Source organism: Embleya sp. NPDC050154, assembly GCF_044460165.1.
Classification (GTDB): Bacteria; Actinomycetota; Actinomycetes; order Streptomycetales; family Streptomycetaceae; genus Embleya.
Genome location: NZ_JBITJP010000012.1, coordinates 145,889 through 167,859, shown reverse-complemented (window position 1 = coordinate 167,859; position 21,971 = coordinate 145,889). Strand labels below are relative to the sequence as shown.

The 21,971-nt window shown below is 71.3% G+C and carries 22 protein-coding genes; 3 read left to right on the top strand and 19 right to left on the bottom strand.

Going from position 1 to position 21,971, the window contains the following annotated elements; genetic code table 11:
* Nucleotide 1: 1 nt before the first annotated feature.
* The 4 genes from ACIBSV_RS25505 to ACIBSV_RS25490 all read right to left on the bottom strand — a co-directional run bounded on the left by ACIBSV_RS25505 (nt 2) and on the right by ACIBSV_RS25490 (nt 4,146).
* Nucleotides 2–1,561 carry a hypothetical protein gene (locus ACIBSV_RS25505; RefSeq protein WP_395866790.1) on the bottom strand — a complete coding sequence of 520 codons (1,560 nt, stop codon included), beginning with the start codon at nt 1,559–1,561 and terminating at the stop codon, nt 2–4.
* Between the two features lie 226 nt (nt 1,562–1,787).
* A complete protein-coding gene (locus ACIBSV_RS25500) occupies nt 1,788–2,711 on the bottom strand; it encodes an ABC transporter substrate-binding protein (protein WP_395867034.1) in 924 nt (307 codons plus the stop codon).
* Between the two features lie 23 nt (nt 2,712–2,734).
* Nucleotides 2,735–3,409, bottom strand: a complete 675-nt coding sequence (locus ACIBSV_RS25495) for an ABC transporter permease (RefSeq protein WP_395866788.1) — start codon at nt 3,407–3,409, stop codon at nt 2,735–2,737.
* Complete coding sequence (locus ACIBSV_RS25490) at nt 3,406–4,146, bottom strand: ABC transporter permease (RefSeq protein WP_395867032.1); 741 nt, start codon at nt 4,144–4,146, stop codon at nt 3,406–3,408. The genes ACIBSV_RS25495 and ACIBSV_RS25490 overlap by 4 nt, the downstream gene beginning before the upstream one ends.
* 169 nt (nt 4,147–4,315) lie before the next feature.
* Between ACIBSV_RS25490 and ACIBSV_RS25485 the strand changes: the two genes are divergently transcribed.
* Nucleotides 4,316–5,464 (top strand): ABC transporter ATP-binding protein, encoded by a 1,149-nt coding sequence (locus ACIBSV_RS25485; RefSeq protein WP_395866786.1) that lies wholly within the window; start codon nt 4,316–4,318, stop codon nt 5,462–5,464.
* Between the two features lie 49 nt (nt 5,465–5,513).
* On the opposite strand, the gene ACIBSV_RS25480 is transcribed toward ACIBSV_RS25485, so the two are convergent.
* The 11 genes from ACIBSV_RS25480 to dacB form a co-directional block, all read right to left on the bottom strand.
* Nucleotides 5,514–5,978 (bottom strand): DUF3180 domain-containing protein, encoded by a 465-nt coding sequence (locus tag ACIBSV_RS25480; RefSeq protein ID WP_395866784.1) that lies wholly within the window; start codon nt 5,976–5,978, stop codon nt 5,514–5,516.
* The gene (gene folK, locus ACIBSV_RS25475) at nt 5,975–6,562 is read right to left on the bottom strand and encodes a 2-amino-4-hydroxy-6-hydroxymethyldihydropteridine diphosphokinase (RefSeq protein ID WP_395866783.1); all 588 of its coding nucleotides are present in this window, start codon (nt 6,560–6,562) and stop codon (nt 5,975–5,977) included. The genes ACIBSV_RS25480 and folK overlap by 4 nt, the downstream gene beginning before the upstream one ends.
* On the bottom strand, nt 6,559–6,921 hold the full coding sequence (gene folB, locus ACIBSV_RS25470; RefSeq protein ID WP_395867030.1) for a dihydroneopterin aldolase: 363 nt from the start codon (nt 6,919–6,921) through the stop codon (nt 6,559–6,561). Before folB ends, folK begins: the two co-directional genes overlap by 4 nt.
* A 191-nt stretch (nt 6,922–7,112) precedes the next feature.
* The gene (locus ACIBSV_RS25465) at nt 7,113–7,577 is read right to left on the bottom strand and encodes a nuclear transport factor 2 family protein (protein WP_078976561.1); all 465 of its coding nucleotides are present in this window, start codon (nt 7,575–7,577) and stop codon (nt 7,113–7,115) included.
* A complete protein-coding gene (gene folP, locus ACIBSV_RS25460) occupies nt 7,574–8,458 on the bottom strand; it encodes a dihydropteroate synthase (RefSeq protein ID WP_395866781.1) in 885 nt (294 codons plus the stop codon). The genes ACIBSV_RS25465 and folP overlap by 4 nt, the downstream gene beginning before the upstream one ends.
* A 108-nt stretch (nt 8,459–8,566) precedes the next feature.
* On the bottom strand, nt 8,567–9,172 hold the full coding sequence (gene folE / locus ACIBSV_RS25455; RefSeq protein ID WP_395866779.1) for a GTP cyclohydrolase I FolE: 606 nt from the start codon (nt 9,170–9,172) through the stop codon (nt 8,567–8,569).
* Between the two features lie 2 nt (nt 9,173–9,174).
* Nucleotides 9,175–11,229: an ATP-dependent zinc metalloprotease FtsH gene (gene ftsH / locus ACIBSV_RS25450; protein ID WP_395866777.1), complete on the bottom strand. Its 2,055-nt coding sequence runs from the start codon at nt 11,227–11,229 to the stop codon at nt 9,175–9,177.
* 307 nt (nt 11,230–11,536) lie between these two features.
* Complete coding sequence (gene hpt, locus ACIBSV_RS25445) at nt 11,537–12,103, bottom strand: hypoxanthine phosphoribosyltransferase (RefSeq protein ID WP_395866775.1); 567 nt, start codon at nt 12,101–12,103, stop codon at nt 11,537–11,539.
* Between the two features lie 46 nt (nt 12,104–12,149).
* The gene (gene tilS / locus ACIBSV_RS25440; protein ID WP_395866773.1) at nt 12,150–13,130 is read right to left on the bottom strand and encodes a tRNA lysidine(34) synthetase TilS; all 981 of its coding nucleotides are present in this window, start codon (nt 13,128–13,130) and stop codon (nt 12,150–12,152) included.
* A 228-nt stretch (nt 13,131–13,358) separates the two neighbouring features.
* A complete protein-coding gene (locus tag ACIBSV_RS25435) occupies nt 13,359–14,513 on the bottom strand; it encodes a zinc-dependent metalloprotease (RefSeq protein WP_395866771.1) in 1,155 nt (384 codons plus the stop codon).
* A 125-nt stretch (nt 14,514–14,638) separates the two neighbouring features.
* The gene (gene dacB, locus ACIBSV_RS25430; protein WP_395866769.1) at nt 14,639–16,042 is read right to left on the bottom strand and encodes a D-alanyl-D-alanine carboxypeptidase/D-alanyl-D-alanine-endopeptidase; all 1,404 of its coding nucleotides are present in this window, start codon (nt 16,040–16,042) and stop codon (nt 14,639–14,641) included.
* A 151-nt stretch (nt 16,043–16,193) separates the two neighbouring features.
* On the opposite strand from dacB, the gene ACIBSV_RS25425 reads away from it, so the two are divergent.
* Nucleotides 16,194–16,685 carry an inorganic diphosphatase gene (locus ACIBSV_RS25425; RefSeq protein WP_395866767.1) on the top strand — a complete coding sequence of 164 codons (492 nt, stop codon included), beginning with the start codon at nt 16,194–16,196 and terminating at the stop codon, nt 16,683–16,685.
* A 122-nt stretch (nt 16,686–16,807) separates the two neighbouring features.
* On the opposite strand, the gene ACIBSV_RS25420 is transcribed toward ACIBSV_RS25425, so the two are convergent.
* The 4 genes from ACIBSV_RS25420 to ACIBSV_RS25405 all read right to left on the bottom strand — a co-directional run bounded on the left by ACIBSV_RS25420 (nt 16,808) and on the right by ACIBSV_RS25405 (nt 21,071).
* Nucleotides 16,808–18,127 carry an NlpC/P60 family protein gene (locus tag ACIBSV_RS25420; protein ID WP_395866765.1) on the bottom strand — a complete coding sequence of 440 codons (1,320 nt, stop codon included), beginning with the start codon at nt 18,125–18,127 and terminating at the stop codon, nt 16,808–16,810.
* A gap of 216 nt (nt 18,128–18,343) precedes the next feature.
* Entirely contained in the window at nt 18,344–19,282 is a 939-nt protein-coding gene (locus tag ACIBSV_RS25415) for a hypothetical protein (protein WP_395866763.1), read from the bottom strand.
* 40 nt (nt 19,283–19,322) lie between these two features.
* A complete protein-coding gene (locus ACIBSV_RS25410) occupies nt 19,323–20,045 on the bottom strand; it encodes a DedA family protein (RefSeq protein ID WP_395866761.1) in 723 nt (240 codons plus the stop codon).
* 147 nt (nt 20,046–20,192) lie between these two features.
* Nucleotides 20,193–21,071, bottom strand: coding sequence for a metal-dependent hydrolase (locus ACIBSV_RS25405; protein WP_395866759.1), 879 nt, complete (start codon nt 21,069–21,071; stop codon nt 20,193–20,195).
* Nucleotides 21,072–21,190: 119 nt separating this feature from the next.
* On the opposite strand from ACIBSV_RS25405, the gene ACIBSV_RS25400 reads away from it, so the two are divergent.
* On the top strand, nt 21,191–21,949 hold the full coding sequence (locus tag ACIBSV_RS25400) for a hypothetical protein (RefSeq protein WP_395866757.1): 759 nt from the start codon (nt 21,191–21,193) through the stop codon (nt 21,947–21,949).
* The last annotated feature ends 22 nt before the right edge of the window (nt 21,950–21,971 follow it).

Sequence of the window (21,971 nt, the reverse complement as noted above, 5' to 3'; positions counted from 1 at the left end):
GTCAGGCGTGCTTTCGGACGTCGATCCGGGGGATCTCCTCGGTGTCGTCGTGCGCGGTGAGGTCCACCGGCAGCGGCTTGGGCCGCGGCACACCCGGACGGCTCGGATCGGACTCGTCGGGCGCGAACCGTACGCCGTGACCGCGGTGCACCGGAGCCGGCTGTGCGGCGGGAGCCTCCTCGGCGCGCACCGGGTCGGCGAGCCGATCCGCCTCGATGTCGTCCTCGGCCGGGCCCGGGGCAAAGGTCGCCTCGGCCGGCTCGACCTCGTCCTCGTGCGGGCGGCCGGCGACGAGCGCGTCGTAGCGCGCGTCGGAGCCGAACAGCTCGTCGGTCAGGAAGCCGGTCGCCTCGGGCTCGGCCAGGGCGGCACGCGGCGCGAAGAAGTCGAACCGGCCGGACGCGCCGGAGTCGGCCACGCGGCGGGTCACCTCCAGCACCTTGTCCCGCACCATCCGGGTGACCTCGGCGGTCTCGGAGTCGGCCGACTCCGCCACCTCGGCCGGCGCGGCCGAAGCGGCGACGGGTGCGGCCTCGGTCACCTCGACGGCGGGTCCACTCGCCTCGGCGGGCGCGGGCGCCTCGGCCGGTGGGGGCGCGGCGGCGACGGGTGCGCTCGCGGAGCGGGTGGGGGCATCCTCCGTCGCGGTCGCCTCGGCGGCGACCTCGGACTCGGCCGGCGCCTCCGGCGTGCGCTCGGCGGTCCGGGTGAGCTCGGTTTGCGGCGCGATCGGCGAGGCGGGTCGCGTGACGGCGGCCGGCGCGGTCTCGGGTGCGAGGGGAGTAGAGGGGCGTACCGCGATGGGCTCCGGGGCCGCGGCGCCCGGGGCCGTCTCGATCGGCGCGACGGGGCGCCCGGTCGGCACCGGCTCGCGCACCGTCGGCGCGGCCTCGCGCGGCGTCTCGGCGGCGCGCGCCGGGCTCGGCCGCACATCGGCCGTGCGGCGCTCCTCGGCGCGTACCGGCTCGCGTACCGGCGCCTGCGGCGCTTGCGGTGCCCGCGGCGCGTGCGTCGGCTCGGCGGGCCGCGGTCGCGCGGACGGGCCGAACACCGAGGCCGCGTAGGCCGGAACCAGGTCCGGCGAGGACACCGGTGGCCGGCGCACCGCCGGAACGATGGACGGAGCCGTCGGACGCGCCTCGCCGGCTCGGCGGTCCAGCAGGTCCAGGACCGCCGCACCGCGCGCGAACAGGTCCGGGGTCAACGGCTGCGGACGCGACACCAGGTGGGCGGCGGCCGATGCGCCGGCCCGTTCCAGGGCGAGTTCGTGCTCGCCGGCCCGCTCGATCGCCGCGCGTAGCTCGTCGGCCATGCGTTCCCGCTCCCGACGCCGCGCGATGGCCTCCTCGGCCGACCGCCGGTGGTGTGCGGTGCTTCCGCGGACCATCCACGCCAGGGCGCCGGCGGCGGAGGACACACCGAGCAGCACGGCGATTCGAAGTGTGGTCGCACCTCCCGCGACGACCGCCAGGACGACGGCGACGAGCGCCGGCGCGCATATGGCGGCAAGCAGGGATATGCGTGTGGCGGTCGAGACCGAGCGATGGCGTCCACGTGGCATGCAGCAGACGTTAGCGCGCATACGGCGTTCATCTTGGTGCGGGGGTTGCCGTTGGTGCGGGTTTTTTGCCTTCCGTGGTGGGAACTTGGCCGGGTCGGCCTCGAACACCGGTCGGGCCGAATGCGCGCCGGCCTTCGGCCGAATCGACCCCAAACGCCGGCCGGGCTATTGAACTGCCCGGCCGGCGTGGAGTGTTGCGCCGATATCGCGGAATTCGCCGCGCGGATCAGATCAGGTTCTTGGACTTCAAGTAGGCCTTGGCCACATCCGCCGGCTTCTTGCGGTCCTCGTCGACCTGTTTGTTGAGTGCGGTCAGGTCCTCGGTGGTGAGAACGGGGGCGAGCTTGTCGACCAGCGGCAGAATCTTGTCGGCCTTGCCGGAATTGACCACCGGAATGACGTTGTCGGCGTTTTGCAGCTTCTTGTCGTCCGTGAGGACGACCAGACCGAACTGGTCGAGCGTGGCGTCCGTCGAAGTGGTCAGGACCAGTTGGTCCTTGCCGTCCTTGACCGCCTGCTTGGCGGCGGTGGTGCCGACGCCGAGCGGGTCCACGTTGCCCACCTTGATGCCGTACGTCTTCTCCAGGCCCGGGGCGCAGAACGGGCGCGTCTTGCACTCCTCGCCCGCCGCGATCTTCACCTCGATACCCGCCTTGCCCAGATCGGAGAGGGTCTTCAGGTTGTACTTGGCGGCGAAGTCCTTGGTCACCGCGAACGCGTTCTGGTCCACCGCCTGCGACGCGGTACCGGACTTGAGCCCGGCCGGGCCGGCCAGCGTGTTCAGCGCGGCCACCGTCGCCGCGACATCCGGGGAGGCCACCGGCGCGGCGTCCGGGCCGTTCTTCTTTCGGTTCAAGAACTCCGCCATCGTCGCCGCGTACTCCGGCACGACCGCGATCTTGCCCTTCTCCAGCTCGGGTTCGTAGAGCTCACGGTTCTTGACCGTCTTGATGCTCGCCTTCACCCCGCCCTTGTCGAGCAACTGTTTGTACATCTGCGCCAGGATCTCGGACTCGGTGAATCCGGCCGAACCGACCACCGTCTTGTCGTCGTCCGAGGAGGAACACCCGGTCGCGCCCACCAGGAAGACCAGGGAAAGCCCCGCCGCCACGCCGACCGTCATGCCCGTCTTGCCGCGCCGCATAAGCATGCGATGCACCGCCCTTTCCGTTCTCACGAGGTCACACCGCCACGCGGCGTCCGGGCCGTGAACCGCTGCACGAGCGCGAACAGGCCCTCCACCACCAGAGCCAGCGCGGCCACGAGGATCGCCCCCGCCACCACCTGGCCGTTGTCCTGCAGGTCGAAACCGGCCGTGACGATGCGCCCGAGACCGCCCCCCGCGACCAGTGCCGCGAGTGTTGCCGTGGCAACAACCTGAACGGCACACGTTCGAATTCCCGTCATGATCAACGGAAGTGCCAGGGGCAGCTCGACCCGGAACAACATCTGGCCGCCCGTCATGCCCATGCCGCGCGAGGCCTCGACCACGTCCCGGTCCACCTGGCGCATACCGACGTACGCGTTGGTGAGCACCGGCGGGATCGCGAACAGCACGAGCGCGATGATCGTCGCGGTGTCGCCCATGCCGATCGGGCTCAGCCCGAGCAGCACCAGCACCGCGAACGTCGGGATGGCGCGCCCGATGTTGGAGATGTTGATCGCCAGCGCGCCGCCCTTGCCCAGATGACCCAGCCACAGCGCGAACGGCAACGCGATCGCGACCGCGATCAGCACACACACCACGGTGAGCACGATGTGCTCGGTGAGCCGATTCCACACCCCGCTCTCGCCGCTCCAGTTCGCGCCGTCGGCCAACCAGTCCCAGGCGTCCCCGAGTACGTTCACGCCGCCGCCTCCGCCCGCACGTCGACCTCGGCGGTCGGCGCGGACACCAGCGGCAGCCGCCGTTTGCGCCCACCCGTTCGCTCCCACGGGGTCAACAGCCGCTGTACGCCCAGCAACAGCAGGTCGGCCGCGATCGCCAGCGCGACACACAACACCGACGCGGTCAACACCTGTGCCTTGAAGAGCGTGTCGATGCCCGAATAGATCAGGTTGCCCAACCCGCCGGAGCCCACGATCGCGCCGACCGTGGTGAGCGCGACGGTGGACACCGTGGCGACCCGTACGCCGGCCATGATCGCGGGCAGCGCGAGCGGCAGTTCGACCTGGAACAGCAGCCGCCCGGGTCCATACCCCATGCCCTTCGCCGACTCCACCACATCCGGCGGCACCGACCGCAGGCCGGCCAGCATGTTCCGCACCAGGATGGTCAGCGAGTACAACACCAGGCCGATGATGACCGTCGTCTCGGTCAGGCCGGTGAACGGCTGGAGGATCGCGAACATCGCGAGCGAGGGGATCGTGTACAAGATCGTGGTCGAGCCGAGCAGCACGCTGCCGGTCAGTCGCCACCGACGGGCCGCCAGCGCCATCGGGAACGCGACGAGCAGACCGATCGTCACCGAGACGACGGTCAGATAGACGTGTTCGCGCAACGCGGTGGTGATCTCCCCGGAGTACTCGTCGAGGTACTTCCCGCAGACCCACGAGTTGCGCTTCAGGCAGTCACCGGAGGCCACAATCACGGGCGGACCCTACCCCAGTGGTCCGACGGGCATTCCCGTGACGGCGGACACACCCGGTGTGTGAGGGGAGGCACCCGGGTACGTTGCCACCCCTGGGGGCCGGGAAACATCCGGGTCTCCGGACACCTGCCACGATCGCCAGCCATGCCCCCGGAGGGTCCCCATGATCCGGCTCGACCGCGTCACCAAGCGGTACCCCGACGGCACCGAGGCGGTCGCGGAACTGTCCCTGGAGGTCGCCACGGGCGAGCTGGTCACCCTGGTCGGCCCGTCCGGCTGCGGCAAGACCACCACGATGAAGATGGTCAACCGGCTGATCGAGCCCACATCCGGCCAGATCTTCCTGGACGACGAGGACATCACCCATGCCGACCCGGTCAAGCTGCGTCGGCGGATGGGCTACGTGATCCAGTCAGGCGGCCTGTTCCCGCACCGCACCGTGCTGGAGAACACGGTCACCGTGCCGAGCCTGCTGGGCTGGGATCGCAAGAAGGCGCGGGCACGCGGCGTCGAACTGCTCGAACTGGTCGGCCTGGACCCGACCAGACTCGGCGACCGCTACCCGCACCAGCTCTCCGGTGGCCAGCGCCAGCGGGTCGGGGTGGCCCGCGCGCTCGCGGCCGATCCGCCCGTACTGCTGATGGACGAGCCGTTCGGCGCGGTGGACCCGGTGGTCCGCGAGCGCCTGCAGAGCGAGTTCCTCCGGCTCCAGGGCGAGTTGAAGAAGACGGTGTTGTTCGTCACGCACGACATCGAGGAGGCGGTTCGGCTCGGCGACCGGATGGCGGTCTTCTCGATGGGCGGCCACATCGAGCAGTTCGACACCCCCTCCAGCGTGCTGGGCGCGCCGGCCAACGACTACGTCGCCGACTTCGTCGGCGCCGATCGGGGCCTCAAGCGCCTGTCGGTGACCGAGATCACCCCCGAGGACCTCGAACTGCCACCGGTCGTGCGCCTGGACGAGCCGATGTCGGAGGCACTCGCGAAGCTGCGCGCGGCCGACTCGCGCTGGGCCGTGGTGCTCGACGACGAGGGCAACCTGCACGGCTGGGTCGACGATCGCGCGGTCGGCGGCACGGTGCGCGACCGGGCCCGCCGGATGGAGGCCTGGGTGCCGGTGCGCGCGTCGCTCAAGCAGGCGTTCGGCGAGATGCTCCAGCACGACGCCGGGTGGATCGCGGTGGTGGACGGCGACCGCTTCGTGGGCGTGCTCACGCCGGCGCGGCTGCACGAGGCGTTGCGGCGCTCGATCGGTGCCGAGGAGCGGGACATCCCGTTGGCCGACGTCGTGCTGGACACCATCGAGGGCTGAGCGGGCCTTCGGCCGACGTCTTGCCCGCGCCCGCCGAGCGGGCGCGGATTCACTTGTCCTCGGGGTCCTCGGGGACGCGCAGTATGCGCTCCAGGAACAGGCACCCGCCGACCAGCAGCACCCCCGCGCCCACCGCGAAGGCACAGCGCTGAGCCTGGGCCGAGCGCTCGGTGACCTCCAGGAAGCCGGTCAGGTAGAGCGCGTAGCCGCCGTACAGACCCACCACCAGCGCGCCGACCAGCGAACCGGCCTTGGCGAAGACCACCGCCCGGGCGGCGACCAGCGGATCCACCGGGCGCGCGGACGGCCGCCGCTCGCGCTGCGCCTTGAGTCGCGAGCGCAACGACAGCGCGGTCGCCAACGCGATCGCGGCCAGGCACAGCAGCACGATCGGGGCCAGGATCGGGACCACGGGCGGCGTGCCGCGCGAGTCCCACAGGTCGATTCCGGCATACGCGATGCCGCCCGCCCCCAACGCGAGGGCGAGCAGGAGGAGCGGGCGCGTGGGCTTCATCGGTCTGCGGTCAGCTCCAGGTCGTCACGGCGATGCACCCCGTCGAGGCCCATCCGCGCGAGCAGCTCGGCGATCGGGCCGTGGCCCGGCAGGTCCGCCTCGGGGTCGATGTCGTACCACGGCGCGAGCACGAACGAACGCTCGTACGCGCGCGGATGCGGCAGGGTCAGCCGCGGGTCGTCCTGCACCACGCCCTCGAACCGGATCACGTCCACGTCCAGCGTGCGCGGCCCCCAGCGCTCGACCCGGACCCGCTGGAAGGCCTCCTCGATCGAGTTGACCCGCTCCAGGATCAGGTCCGGGGTGAGCAGCGTGCGCACCTCGACGACGGCGTTGAAGTAGGTGCCCTGCTCGGGGCCGCCCACCGGATCGGTCTCGTAGACCGGGGACACCCGCAGCAGTGTCACGCCCGGCGTGTCGGCGATCTCGTCGATGGCGCCCTGGAGGGTCTCCAGGCGGTTGCCCAGGTTGCTGCCGAGGGCGAGCACGACCCGGCTCCAGGTGAGCTGCGCACGCTGCGCGGTGGTCTCGGCGGGTGCTTCCGGGACCGGCTCGTGGACCGGCTCGCGGGCGGTGTCGGTCATCGATCCCGCCCCCGCACGATGGTCACGGTCACATCGTCGAACGGGACGGTGATCGGGGCGTCGGGCTTGTGCACGATCACTTCCACCTCCTGCACCAGTGGGCGGGCCAGGCACACGTCGGCGATCCGCTGCGCGAGCGTCTCGATCAGGTCGACCGGGTCGCCCTGCACGACGCCGACCACGTCCTCGGCGACCTCGCCGTAGTGGACCGTGAGGGTGAGGTCGTCGGACCGCGCGGCCGGACGGGTGTCCACCCCGAGCACGACGTCGACCACGAAGGTCTGGCCCTCGTCGCGTTCCTTCGCGAACACTCCATGGTTGCCGCGGGCCTTCAACCCCCGCAGCGAGACGCGGTCCAGCATCAGTCGCCTCCTCGGCGCGTATCCCATCCCTGCGCACCCCGAACGGTCGGTCGGACCTGTCGAGGGGCGGTCGCGCCGACGGCCGGACCACCTCTGTGCGGTACGAATGTACCCAGCGGTCCCGACAGGTTTCGTCGTCCGGGTGCCCCAAGCGGGCACGAACGACGCGCGAACGCGCCGAAGACCGGTCAGATCTCCTCTTCGGCGTCGACCTCCGCCATCACCGGGGAGGCGTGGTGCAGCCACAACCGCCAACCCGCGGGGGTACGCCGGAAGACGTTGGTGACCACCGCGCGGCCGCCCGCGAATCCGGTCTCGTCGCCGCCGTCCTCCTCGGCCATCCCGGTGAGCATGTTCGCGGTGCAGGACAACACCGCGACCTCGCCGGCCAGCTTGACCTCGACGTCGGTCAGGAAGAACTGCACGTACGCGGTGTTGGCCATGATCAGCGCGTACGAGCGCAGGATCTCCGCGCGTCCGTGCAGCGCGGGCCAGCCCGGGTGTACGCAGGTCACGCTCGGCGCGTCGGCGCCGTCGGCCCAGATCGCGCCGAGGGCGTCGATGTCGCCCTCCTCGACGGCCGTCCACAGCGCGAGGTTGACCTCGCGTACCGCGTCCGCCTCGGGCGACGTCTGGTCGTCAATCGGGTTCATCGGGCCTCCTGCCAGGCAGCCGCCACCTTGACCGCGTCGAGCGAAGCGGGCACCTCGTGCACACGGACGGCCCACGCGCCCGCGGCGGCGGCCAGCGCGGAGACCGCGGCCGTCGCGTCGTCGCGCCCGCGGGGCGGGCGCAGTGTGCCGTCCTCGGCGACGAGCAGCCGCCCCAGGAAGGTCTTGCGGGACGCGGCCACCAGCAGCGGACGGCCGAGTTCGTGCAGCGCGTCCAGGTGGGCGAGCAACGGCCAGTTGTGCTCGGCCGTCTTGGCGAAGCCCAGGCCCGGGTCGAGCACGATCGCGTCCGGGTGGACGCCGGCGGCGATCACCTTCTCCATCCGCTCGGCCAACTCGGTGCGCACCTCGGCGACCACGTCGGCGTAGACCGCGCGCTGCTGCATCCCGCGCGAGTGCCCGCGCCAGTGCATGACCACCACGGGTACCCCGCTGTCGGCCACGTACGCGGCCATCGCCGGATCCGCGAGTCCGCCGCTGACGTCGTTGACCAGCCGCGCGCCCGCCTCGACGGCGGCGCTCGCGACCTCGACCCGGGTGGTGTCCACGCTGACCACCGCGCCGGCCGCGGCCAACTCGCGCACGACCGGCACGACCCGGCGCAATTCCTCGTCCACATCCACCCGACCGGCCCCGGGCCGGGTCGACTCGCCGCCCACGTCGATCAGGTCGGCCCCCTGGTCGAGCAACGCGAGTCCGCGGGTGATCGCGGCCTTCGAGTCGAACCACAGGCCGCCGTCGGAGAACGAATCGGGAGTCACATTGACCACGCCCATGACCGCGCACCGGCCGAACTCGGGCAGGCCGCGCACCCCTGGTGGGCGGTCGGGAGCCCGATGTCGCGGGCCGGTCGTCGCTGTCATGGGGAACAGAGTAGGGGTTGACCGGGCGCTGCCCGGTCAACCCCCAAGTACTGCGTCGTGACTTGTTATCGGCGCCTCGCCGCCCCGCGACCGTGCGCCGTGGAGCCGCTACCGGCTCAGGATCAGACTCATCGCCTCGGCCCGCGTGGCGGCGTTCAGCAACTGGCCGCGCACGGCGGAGGTGAGGGTGCGCGCACCCGGCTTGCGTATGCCGCGCATCGTCATGCACAGGTGCTCGCACTCGACCACCACGATCACCCCGCGCGGGCGCAGGATGTTCACCAGCGCGTCGGCGATCTGCGTGGTCAGCCGCTCCTGCACCTGCGGACGCTTGGCGTAGACGTCCACCAGGCGCGCGAGCTTGGAGAGGCCGGTGATCTGACCGTCCTCCGACGGGATGTACCCCACGTGCGCCACCCCGTGAAAAGTCACGAGGTGGTGCTCGCACGTGCTGTAGACCTCGATGTCCTTGACCAGGACCATCTCGTCGTGGCCGAGGTCGAAGGTCGTGGTGAGCACGTCCTCGGGATCCTGCCGCAGCCCCGCGAAGATCTCCTGATACGACCTGGCCACACGGGCCGGGGTGTCCTTGAGACCCTCGCGGTCGGGGTTCTCCCCGACCGCGAGCAACAGCTCCCGAACCGCGCGCTCGGCGCGATCCTGGTCGAACTCACCCACGGCACGACCGTCGAAGGTGATCGGGTCGATCGTCACGTTCAGTTCTCCGGAGAATCGGACGGCGGCTCGGGGTGCACTACCGCCCCACCGGACCCCGTCGTGGTGCCCGTCGCAGAGGTCGAGCCACCGTTGAGAATCCCATTGTCGCTGCCGCCGCCGGAGAGCGTGAGCTCGCGGGGCGTCATCACGGGAGGACGGCTGGACGGCTGACGCCGACTGGAACCCGTCCACGCGGGACGGGCCGGGCGCTTGGTGACCGGTGCGAAGATCTCGGCGACCTGGGCCTTGTCCAGGGTCTCCTTCTCCAGCAGCTCCAGCACCAGGTTGTCCAGCACGTCACGGTTCTCGACGAGAATCTCCCACGCTTCGTTGTGGGCGGTCTCGATGAACCTCTTGACCTCTTCGTCGACGATAGCCGCGACCTCTTCGGAGTAGTCGCGCTGGTGACCCATTTCACGACCCAGGAACGGCTCGGCACCGTCGTTGCCGAACTTGATCGCACCCAGGCGCTCGGTCATGCCGTACTGCGTGACCATCGAGCGGGCCAGACCGGTGGCCTTCTCGATGTCGTTCGAGGCGCCCGTGGTCGGGTCGTGGAAGACCAGTTCCTCCGCCGCGCGCCCGCCCATCATGTAGGCGAGCTGGTCGAGCATCTCGTTGCGCGTGGTGGAGTACTTGTCCTCTTCGGGCAGCACCATCGTGTAGCCGAGCGCCCGGCCCCGGGACAGGATCGTGATCTTGTGCACCGGGTCGGTGTTCGGCAGCGCGTGCGCCACCAGGGCGTGGCCGCCCTCGTGGTACGCGGTAATCTTCTTTTCCTTGTCGCTCATGATCCGGGTGCGCTTCTGCGGCCCGGCCACGACCCGGTCGATCGCCTCGTCCATCGACTTCGCGTCGATCAGCTTGGCGTCCGAGCGGGCGGTCAGCAGCGCGGCCTCGTTGAGCACGTTCGCGAGGTCGGCACCGGTGAACCCGGGGGTGCGCCGGGCGACCGCCTTGAGGTCGATGTCCTCGGTGACCGGCTTGCCCTTGGCGTGCACCTTGAGGATGTCCCAGCGGCCCTGCATGTCGGGACGGTCGACCGCGATCTGCCGGTCGAAGCGGCCCGGGCGCAGCAGCGCCGGGTCCAGGATGTCCGGCCGGTTGGTCGCCGCGATCAGGATCACGCCGCCCTTGACGTCGAAGCCGTCCATCTCGACCAGGAGCTGGTTGAGCGTCTGCTCGCGTTCGTCGTGACCGCCGCCCATGCCCGCGCCGCGGTGCCGGCCGACCGCGTCGATCTCGTCGACGAAGACGATCGCCGGCGCGTTGGCCTTGGCCTGCTCGAACAGGTCGCGCACCCGGGAGGCACCGACACCGACGAACATCTCGACGAAGTCCGAACCGGAGATCGAGTAGAACGGCACGCCGGCCTCACCCGCGACCGCGCGGGCGAGCAGGGTCTTGCCGGTTCCGGGCGGGCCGTAGAGCAGCACGCCCTTGGGGATCTTCGCGCCGACCGCCTGGAACTTGGCCGGCTCCTGGAGGAACTCCTTGATCTCGTGGAGTTCCTCGACCGCCTCGTCCGCACCGGCCACGTCGGAGAAGGTCGTCTTCGGGGTGTCCTTGGAGATCAGCTTGGCCTTGGACTTCCCGAAGTTCATGACCCGGGAGCCGCCGCCCTGCATCTGATTCATCAGGAACAGGAAGACCACGACGATGAGCACGAACGGCAGCAGGGAGAACAGGATGCTGACGATCGTGCTCTGCTTGCTGAGCTTGACCGTGTAGGAGTCCTGGATCTTGCCCTGCTCGTACTTGGACTGGAGCAGGCGCTGGATCTCCACGCCCTGCTCGTCGATGTACGAGGTCTTGATCTTGTTGTGCTTGTCGATCTTCACCCCGGGGATCAGGGTGAGCTCGAGTGACTGGTCGTTACCGCCGATGAGCTTGGCTGACTTGACCTGGTCGTTTTGGATCGCCTGGATCGCCTTGCCGGTGTCGACACCCTTGAAGCCGCTCGAAGAGGAGACGAGCTGCATCAGGAGGATCACAGCAATGACGGCCAGCGCGATCCACATGACCGGCCCGCGGAAATAGCGCTTGACGTCCATCGATGCGGGGCAGCAGACGCCCCGTCCCTCCTGCCGACTTTTGACCCGGACGCCTTATGGCCCCCGGGTACGTTGCCTGTCCGGTATCGCCCGGCACGGTCGCCCGTGCTGATCGGATGTCACTGCGTTAGACGGTACACCGGGCGTCCGCACGTCAACGCGCCGCGCGTTCACTCACGTTGCGCGCCTTCGTGGATCGACCCCCGACGCATCCTCCAACGAGGGGAAACGTTCCCCTTGTTCCCGGATGCTGTTACAGGATGTCGATCGCGCAAACCCGAAGCCGTGATCCATGCGCCCGAGCGGGTCAGGTCGGCTTCGAACCGCCGTACACGTGCTCGGCCAGTGTGCCCACGAACGGCAGGTTGCGGTAGCGCTCGGCGTAGTCGAGGCCGTAGCCCACCACGAACTCGTTGGGGATGTCGAAGCCCACGTACTTGACCGGGATGTCGACCTTGGCGGCCTCCGGCTTGCGGAAGAACGCGCACACCTCGAGCGAGGCGGGGCCCCGCGAGGTGAGGTTGGCGAGCATCCACGACAGGGTCAGGCCCGAGTCGATGATGTCCTCGACGACCAGGACGTGCCGACCGGCGATGTCCGCGTCGAGGTCCTTGAGGATGCGCACGACGCCCGAGGACTTGGTGCCGGAGCCGTACGACGACACCGCCATCCAGTCCATCTTGACCGGCGAGTGCACCGCCCGGGCGAGGTCGGCCATGACCATGACGGCGCCCTTGAGCACGCCGACGAGCAGCAGGTCCTGACCCTGGTAGTCCTCGTCGATCCGCTCGGCGAGCTCGACGAGCTTCGCCTCGATCTCCTCCTGCGTGACGAGGACCCTTTCGAGGTCGGCGCCCATGTCCTTCTCGTCCACCACATGCCTTACTACGAAGTTTTCGACAGAGCCCCGCGGTCACCGGTCAGGATTGAGCCCGCCGGTGAAAGAGAAGCCTGCCACACCGCCTGCGTATCTCGACGCCCCCGGGCAGGTGGATGGGCCCCTGGCCGTGCCACGAGATGACCAGCTTCTCCACCGCCTCCACGTGCCGGGCGAACAACGCGCCGGAGGGACTGCCCGCGCCGACGGCGGTCCGGCGCAGTACCCGGCGGCGCACCGCCGCGGGCAGCTCGGCCAGCCCGGCGACCTCCAGCTCCCCGTCGTCGTGCGTGACGTCCGCCTGGGCCCGGTCGGCCCACTGGTCGAGTGCCTCGGCGTCGTCGCGGAACAGTCGCGCGGTGCGGGCCAGGGCCTCGGACACCCCGGGACCCAGGGCCTTCTCCAGCACCGGGAGCACCTCGTGCCGCACCCGCGCCCTGGTGTACGCCGGGTCGGCGTTGTGCGGGTCCTCCCACGGCAGCAGGTCCTGCGCGACGCACGCCTGGCGGGTGATGTCGCGGCCCAGCTCCAGGAACGGGCGCTGGTAGTGGCCGGTCAGCGGCGGCATGCCGGCGAGCGAGCGGGCGCCGGAGCCTCGGGCGAGCCCGAGCAGGACGGTCTCGGCCTGGTCCTCCAGGGTGTGTCCGAGCAGCACCAGCGCGGCGCCGTGCGTCTTGGCGGCGGTGTCCAGGGCGGTGTAGCGGGCCAGCCGCGCGGCGCCCTCGGGGCCGCCTCGGGTGCCGACCGTGACGCCGAGCGCGTCGACCGGGCCCAGGCCCAGGTCGCGCAGCCGGGCGACCAGGTCCACGGCCCGGCGGGTGGAGCCGGTCTGGAGACCGTGGTCGACGGTGATGGCTCCGGCGCGCAGACCCGCGCGGGGGGCCTCGAACGCGGTGGCCGCTGCGAGCGCCAACGAGTCCGCGCCACCACTGCAGGCCACCAGGACGAGATCACCCGGTTGCAGCTCGCGCAGGGTTTTGCGGACGGCCAGCCTGGTGGCGGCCACGGCGGGATGGGGTCCCACGGCTCGACGACACCTCCTTGCACGTCCGGTTCGGCCGGTTCGCGGAGGTCGCGGCCTCCGCGAGAAATGCCGAAGAGAATTGGTTTGCCCACGCTACGTCACCCGAAGCGCACCGGGCCGCAGACACCACCGGATGTCGCCCGGATGAGGACGCGGGCGGGCCGCCGCCGGCCCGCCGCGGCCCGAGACGGCGCCGCGTCGGCGCCGCGTCGGGTCTCGCGCGTCGGCTCACGCGGGGTCGGCGGGGCCCTCGGTCCCGGCTGGCCCGGCGCCGGCCTTGCCGTGCACCCGGTCCACCCACGTGCCCGGCTCGGCCACCTCGGCCTTGGTGGGCAGCGTGTTCGGGGAGGTCCACACCCGGTTGAAGCCCTCCATGCCGACCCGACCGACGACCTCGCGTACGAACCGCTCGCCGTCGCGGTACTGGCGCAGCTTGGCGTCCATGCCCAGCAGCTTGCGCAGTGCCTGGTCGAGCCGCCCGGTGCCCTGGGCCCGACGCTCTGCGAACTTCTCCCGGATCTCCGCCACGGTGGGGATCACCCGCGGCCCGACCCCGACCATCACGAAGTCGGCGTGCCCCTCCAGGAGCGACATCACCGCGGTGATCCGGCCCAGGATCTCGCGCTGTTCCGGCGTCTGCACGAGTTCGACCAGCGAGCCGCCGTCACCGTCGCCCTCACCGCCGCCCCGACGCGCGCCGGCGAACGTGGAGACCGCCTCGCGCAGCCGGCCGAGCACCGCCGACGGGTCGACCTCGGTCTGCCCCAGGAAGCCGTGGATCTCCTGTTCGAGGTGGTCGCGCAGCCACGGCACGGCGGTGAACTGGGTCCGGTGGGTCTCCTCGTGCAGGCACACCCACAGCCGGAAGTCGTGCGGGTCCACCCCGAGCTCGCGCTCGACCTGGACGATGTTGGGCGCGACCAGGAGCAGCCGCCCGGGGCCGTGCCCGCTCGCACCCGGGGTCTGCGGTGCGAAGGTCTCGTACTGGCCGAGCACGCGCGAGGACAGGAACGCGAGCAGCGTGCCCAGCTCCAGGCCGGTGACCTTGCCGCCCACGGTGCCCAGCGCGGCACCGCCCGGCATGTTCTCGCGGCGTTGTTCCACCTTGTCCAGGAGCGGGCGCAGCACGTGCCGGAAGCCCTGCACGTTGGCGCGCGCCCAGCCCGGTCGGTCCACCACCAGAACCGGGGTGTCGTTGTCGCCCGAATCGAGTCCCGTGAACGCCCGTACGTGCCCCTCGGACGTCTTGGCGTGCGCGCGCAGCTCCGCCACGACCGCCCGCGCCTCGTCCCGTCCGACGTCGGGTCCCGGCCGCACGAGCCGGTTCGCCGTCGCCACGGCCAGGTCCCAATCGATCATGTCCGCACCGTTGCCGCTCGTCATACCGCCACGGTACGTGCTCGGCGCGGCCTCGAAAGAGGAACCGGGGCCCGCGACTTGTGCGGATCGCGGATTCGGTGGATCCGCGAGGCGGCGCGGACCGGGTCGAACGCCGGGACCGGCGCGCCTCAGCCGGCGCAGCCGCAGTCGGCCAGCGCGGCCGCCATCCGGTCGATCGCCGCACGAGCCGGGTCGGGGTCGCCGGTGAACCTGTCGGCCAGGATCGCGAACGCGAGCAGTCGGCCGTCCTTGTCCCGAACCAGGCCGGACAGCGTGCTGACCCCGGTCAGCGAGCCGGTCTTGGCACGGACCACGCCGGCCGCGTCGGCGGAGCCGCTCGTGGCCCCGTACCGGTCGGTCAAGGTGCCGGTGAAGCCCGCGATGGGCAGGCCGGTGAGCGCCCAGCGCAGTTCGGGGTGCGCCGGGGACGCGGCCACCGCGAGGGTCTGCACGAGGGTCTGCGGGGTGAGCTTGTCCTCCTTGTCCAACCCGCTGCCGTCCTTGAGGTTGGACGCGCCGTAGGGGACGCCCAGTCCCTCCAGGACCTGGCGCGCCGCGACCGTGCCGCCCTGGAAGCTCGTGGGCTGCCCCTTGGCGATCGCGACCTGCCGCAGCAGCGCCTCGGCCAGGTCGTTGTCGCTGAACGTCAACATCTGCTCGACCATCGCGGACAGCGGCGGGGACTGCACGGAGGCGAGTTCGGGCGCGCCGGCGGCGGGCGCGGTGCCCGGGGCGGGCGTGCCGTCGACGGTGATGCCCGCGGTCTTGAGCTGGGCGGCGAACTTCTTCGCGGCGTCGATGCCCGGGGAGGCCACCCGGTTGCTCTCCTTGCCGACCACGGTCGGGTCCACCCGGCCCTCGTCGACCATCAGCGACACGACCGGCGCGATGTTCTCGTTGACGCCGATCGCGTGCAGCGCCGGCCCGGTGTAGAGCGTGGTGTCGTACTGGAGTTTGACCTGCGTGGTGCCGCTCGCCTTGAGCGCGGCCGCCGTCGCCGTCGCCAGGTCGGACAGTCGGGCGGGCCGGTAGCCGGCGCCGAACTGCCCGCCGTCGAGCGCGGTCAGCGTCGGGTCCCCACCGCCGACCAGCACGATGGTGCCGGGCGTCGCGCCGGGCACCACCCGGGTCGCGATCCGGTGGTTCGGGCCCGGCGCGGTGAGCGCGGCCACCGCCGTGGTGATCTTGGTCGTGGACGCCGGCGTCGCCGCGCGCTCCTGGTTGGCGCCGTACAGCGGGCGCCCGGTCAGCGCGTCGACCACGGCGACCGCGGGCGGTGCGCCGAGCGCGGTCGCCTTGGCCAACGGTTCCAGCGCGGCCCGGATGCCGGCCTCGGTCGGGGTGGCCCCGGCCGCGTCGCCGGACACCGGCGCGAGCACCGGCGGCGCGGCGGCGCTCGCCACCCGCTTGGTGTCCTCGTCGGCCCGGGCCAGGCGTTCGCCCTTCCACGACCCGTGCACGAGCGTCACGAGCACGGCCAGCACGATGGCCGCCACCACCGCGGCGATCGCTTTGCTCCTGGTGCCGGCCACGCGAGACCATCCCCTTCCGCCGGACCACCGGCCATGCGAGACACTGAGACGAGATCAGGTTCTGTCCGGGACCTGTGCCGGGTTCGGCCTCGCGGACAGAACGACCCTAACGGTCCCGGCAACGGTCCCGGCGCAGCACTATGGAGGAGCCTTGGAGTTCGACGTCACCATCGAGATCCCCCGGGGATCGCGCAACAAGTACGAGGTGGACCACGAGACGGGCCGCATCCGGCTCGACCGGATGTTGTTCACGTCGACGCGCTACCCGGCGGACTACGGCTTCATCGAGGACACCCTCGGTGAGGACGGTGACCCGCTGGACGCGCTGGTGCTGCTGGACGAGCCGACCTTCCCGGGCGTGCAGGTCAAGTGCCGGGCGATCGGCATGTTCCGGATGACGGACGAGGCCGGCGGCGACGACAAGGTCCTGTGCGTGCCGGCCACGGACCCGCGCGTGGAGCACCTGCGTGACATCCACCACGTCTCGGAGTTCGACCGGCTCGAGATCCAGCACTTCTTCGAGGTCTACAAGGACCTGGAGCCGGGCAAGTCGGTCGAGGGCGCCAACTGGGTCGGCCGCGACGAGGCCGAGGCCGAGGTCGAGGCCTCGCGCAAGCGGCTCACCGAGCAGGGTCACCACTGACCCGGTAGCACGACACGCGAACGCCGGTCGGCGACGGTCACCCCACAACCGGGGCGGCCGTCGCCGACCGGCGTTCGTCGTCCCGGGCACTCGGGAATCGGTCCGCAGGGCTCGGGACGCGGTCAGGACGGGCGGGCGTAGTAGTCCGGGGTGCCCATGTAGAACATGTTGCTGATCTTGATCACGTCGCCGGTGCGCGGCGCGTGGATCATCCGGCCGCCGCCCAGGTACATCGCGACGTGGTGGATGTCGGACGCGCTCTTGGTCTCGCTCCAGAAGATCAGGTCGCCCGGACGCAGGTTCCGGTAGGACACGGGCTTGCTCTCGAAGTACTGCGTGGCGGCGAAGTGCGGCATGTTCACGCCCGCCTTGCGCCACGCCTGCATCACCAGGCCCGAGCAGTCGTAGCCGCGCGGGCCCTCGCCGCCCCACACGTAGGGCTTGCCGAGTTGGGCCTTGGCGTAGGCGATCGCGGCGGACACGCCGGCGGCGGTCGTGGCCTTGCCCGAGGTGTCGGCGCGGGTCGCGGTGGCCGGGTCGGTGCCCTTGGCCGGCTTGGCGGGCCCGCTCGTCTCGGCGGCCTTGCTCGCCGCCTGTTCGCGGGCCTGCCGGTCGGCCTCCTGTCGGGCCTCCTCGGCCTCGGCCTCGGCCCGAGCGCGGGCCTGCTCCTCGGCGCGACGCCGAGCCTCGGCCGCCAGGTCGTCCCGACGCTGCGTCTCCAGGGCGACCGAGGTCTGCTTCAGTTCGGCCAGTTCGCTCAGCAGCGCGGTGCGCCGGGCCGCGATCTCGCCGACGCGGCGCTGCTGCGCCGCGAGTTCGGCCTCGACCCGGTCCTTGGCCGCGCGCACCGCCTCGGTCGCGCGGGCGGCCGCCTCCGCCGTGTGCACGGCGTCGGCCTTGGCTGTCGCCGCCTCGCGGACGGCGGTGGTGCCGCGCCGCACGGTGTCGTCGCCGTTCTGCGAGATCCGCCGCAGGCTCTCCATCCGGGCGACCATGTCGGCGGGCGAGTCGGCGCCCAGGACCGCCTGGAAGCCGCCGAGCCGGGCACCGCCGCCCATCCGGTAGGTCTGCGCGGCGAGCCGGCCGAGTTCGGCCCGGGCCAGGCCCAGTTGCGCGTCGGCCGTACGCAGGTGTCCGTCGGCGACGACGGCCCGGTCCCGGGTCTGCTCCCGCAGCACCACGGCCCCGTTGTACGCCTCGACGGCGACGCCGGCGCGGATGTCGAGCCGCTCGAGGTCGCTCGCCGCACGATCGAGTTCGGCCTCGATCAGGCCGACGTCCGAGACCTTGCCGGTGACCGCGTCCTGTGCCTGGTCGAGTTGGTCGGCCCCGGGGTAGCCGGAGCCGGCCGGATCGTCGGCGAAGGCCCATGGGGTGATCGTGAGGACGAGGACGGCGGCGAGTCCGGCAGGGACTGCGGCATGGATGAACGATCGAGGCATGCGGTCTCCCTCCAAGCGGCGGGCACCGAGGGGAACCGGGGGTTCCGATTCCGGGCAGGTCATCTCACGCTAACGAGCCGTAGTCACAACCGCACCACAAGCCACACATTTCCCGCTAATGGGCTTATCCCTCAATGGTCGACCCGAACACCGGTACGCACGCGGGTCCCGCCGGCCACACACCCGTGCCCGGACCTCGTCGGGCCGGCGCTCGGTTCAGCCGGTCGCCATCGACTGCTCCAGGGACCACGTGCACACCGTTCCCGACTCCGAGTCGGCGGTGAGCCACACGCCGTCGGAGCGCACCACGAGCCATTCGCGCGGCGCGTCCTCGGGGTACTCGACCTCGGCGATCGCCCGCAGGTCCGGCACCGAGAACAGCACGTGCCGCTCGCCCGAGGAGGCGGCGAGCACCAGGTCGCGGCGGACGAAGCCGGCGTAGATGTCGAACACCTCGTCCTGGTCCGGGAAGACCTGCTCGCCCGGTCGGGCCGCTATCACCGCGCCGTCCGGAAAGCGCACCAGCCCCAGCGGACCGGCCTCGATCGGCGTGGTCAGCATCATCCGGCCGGAGCCGTGGATGTCGTTGAGCACCCGGCTGTCCCCCGGCGGCACCTGGGCGACCGCGCCCGGGGCGTCCGCGCGGAGCACGAAGATCCGGTACGCGTCGTCGGCGTGCGACGCGGCCAGGCCCACGTGCACGCCGTCGGGGTGCGGGAGCAGTTCGGAGCCGACGGTGGTCGGGTCCAGCGGCCAGGTCGCCAGCGCGGAGCCGTCCGCGCCGTCGAGCAGCACACACCGGTCCCCCTCCGCGGTCCGCACCACCGCCCAGACCCCGGCCGAGGTGACCGCGCTCGAGCCGGCCTCCTCGGCCTCCCACGGCACGTGCGGGTGGGCCCACACCTCGCGTCCGTCCGGATCCAGCACCACGACCCGATCCGGTGCCGAGGCGACGAAGTGCCCGAGGTCCGGGGTGACCGAGTGGCCGCCCCGCCAGTCCTCGGGCAGTCGTACCTCGCGCACGGTGGTCAGCGAGTCGTCGAGCACGACGAGCGAGCCGTCCACACCGTGCGCGAGCCAGGCCGCCGCGCCGGGGATGCGGTCGAGACTCCACAGGGACGGCAGGGTCGCCCGGGCCAGAAGTTGAGCGCGCATGGCGTGAACTCTATTGGCGCCCGGCACCGACCCGTACGGCTCAGCGCCGACGATCGGTCTCCGCGTCCGGCCGGTCGTCGCCCGCGCGGTGCCGGCCCCGCCCCGGGACGGACGACGGCTCCGGGTCCGTCTCGGCCCGCCTGCGCGACGCCGAGCGGGCGCGCAGGAGTTCGATCGCGACCGGGAGCACCGAGATCAGCACGATGCCGACCAGGATGAACTCGATGTTGTCCCGGACGAATCGCACCTGCCCCAGCGAGTAACCGAGCAGCGTGACGCCCACCGCCCACAGGAACCCGCCGATCACGTTGTAGACCACGAACGTGCGGTACTTCATCCGGGCCACGCCCGCGACGATCGGCGTGAAGGTGCGCACAATCGGCACGAACCGGGCCAGCACGATCGAGCGCGGGCCGTACTTCTCGAAGAACTCGTGCGCCTTCTCCACGTTCTCCCGCTTGAAGAAGCGCGAATCGGGCCGGTTGAACAGGGACGGCCCAACTTTGCGGCCGAACAGGAAGCCGACCTGGTCGCCCACCACCGCCGCGACCCACAGGAGCAGGCACACCAGCCACAGCGGCTGCGAGAACTTGCCGTCCGAGACCAGCAGACCGGTGGTGAACAGCAGCGAGTCGCCCGGCAGGAAGAAGCCGATCAGCAGGCCCGACTCGGCGAAGACGATCACCAGGATGCCGATCAGACCGAACGTGGAGATCAGCTTGTCGGGGTCCAGGAACGATGGACCCAGGGCGATGGTGTTCACGGCGTGAGCCTCCTGGAACGGGTGATGGCGGACGTCGGAAGTCCCCCGACCAGGTCATGATTAGGCAAAGAGAATTCCTTCCGAAGGTAACGTCCGCAGCGTGGGACCGGTTCCCGGGGGTGCGGTGGAGGAATTCGCCGGGTCGGGTCAGACGCGCTCGGGCCGGGTCAGCGCGACCAGCGCGCCGTCCTCGTCCAGGGTCAGTTCGATCGCCAGGGCGCGCAGTTCGCCGAGCCGGCCCAGGTGCGAGCCGCCGCACGGGATGTGCGCGTCGCCGTCCGGCAGTCCGCAGTGCCACACCCGGCGGGCGGTGAGCGCCGGGCCGGGCACCTCGATCCGCACCTCGGCGTCGGTTTTCAGCCATTGTCCGAGCAGCGCCTCGACCTCGTCACGCACGCCGGGCAGGTCCTGGGCCAGGCCGTCCGCGGTGAAGCCCTTCTTCCGCAGCGACTTGCCGATCCGGTAGTCGTCGCGGCTGCCGCCCACGTCCATCCGGGACGAGGTGATCGCCAGGTTGTCGAAGTCGGGGCGGCCGAGGCTGTCGGTACGCACCTCCTTGCGCCAGCGCGGCGCGAGTACCGCGTTGAGCGCGAAGGCCAGCAGGTGGCAGGAGGTGTGCGCGGCGCTCAGCGCGGCCCGACGCTCGGCGTCCACGATCAGTTCGGCGCTCGCCCCGACCAGGTCGTCCGGATCGCCGGGAGCCTGCGCGAGCACGTGCAGCACCAGCCAGGACCAGTCCTCGTCGCCGCGCCGGACCGGGATCGCCTCGCCCACCGCGAACTCCCCGTCCGGGCCGACCGCGCCGGTCACGCAGTCCACCACGGCCAACTCCGCGCCCGCCACCCGGATCACCCCGGTGTCGGCGGGCTGGTCCGGCCAGGTGTGGTCCAGCGGGTGGAACGGGGTGCGCGCGACCACCAGCGCGGTCCGCCCGTCCGGCAGCACGGGCGCGGCCAGGATCGGTGCGGTGCCGGTGCCGGCGCCCGCCGGAAAGGTCACCTCGGTGGAAGTCGTGGGGAGGGCCATGCGCGTCCTAACCTCGATTCGATCCGGTCGCCGTCGCACCGGTGCGGCGGTGGCGCCGTTCGGTCCATTCGATCATGGACAATCCTCCTCACACGGGAATCGCGAGCAGGGACGGGTCTGTGCACGACCAAGGCTGGATCTCGACCACGACGGGGCTGGCGGGCGACGCCGAGGCCGGGCCACACGGCGTCGGCTGGATGCTCGTCGCGTTCATCTTCACCTTCGCCGTGACGCGACTGATCACCCGGCTGATCCGGGCGGGCAAGGGCCCGTTCCGGAACATGATGGTGGGCAAGGTGCACGTGCACCACCAGGTGTACGGGATCTTCCTGATGTTGATCGCGGGCGCGCTGGAGTTCGCCTACGAGCCGGGCGGCGCGCTGCGGCAGGTGCTCGCCGGGTTCTTCGGGATGGGCGCCGCACTCACGCTGGACGAGTTCGCGCTGCTCGTGCACCTGGACGACGTGTACTGGGCGGCGGACGGCCGCAAGTCGGTGGACGCGGTGCTGATCACCGCCGCGATGGGGCTGCTGCTGTTCGTCGGCGCCAACCCGCTCGGCCTCGGCGACGGCGACAGCAAGCCGGTGGCCGCGACGGTGGTCGTGTTCAACCTGACCTTCGCGCTGTGCGCGCTGGCCAAGGGGAAGGTGGCCACCGGTCTGATCGGGGTGTTCGTGCCGTTCGTCGCGATGGTGTCGGCGATGCGCATCGCCAAGCCCGAGTCGCCGTGGGCACGTTGGCGGTACAAGGAGGGCCCGGGGCGCACCTCGCCGCACGCGGACAGCAAGCTGGCCCGCTCGTTGCGCCGCTTCCCGCCCGACCGGCGCACGTGGTGGGACCACACCAAGGACTTCGTGGCGGGCGCGCCGCACCGGTAGGACGTGCGGGGCGGCCAGGCGG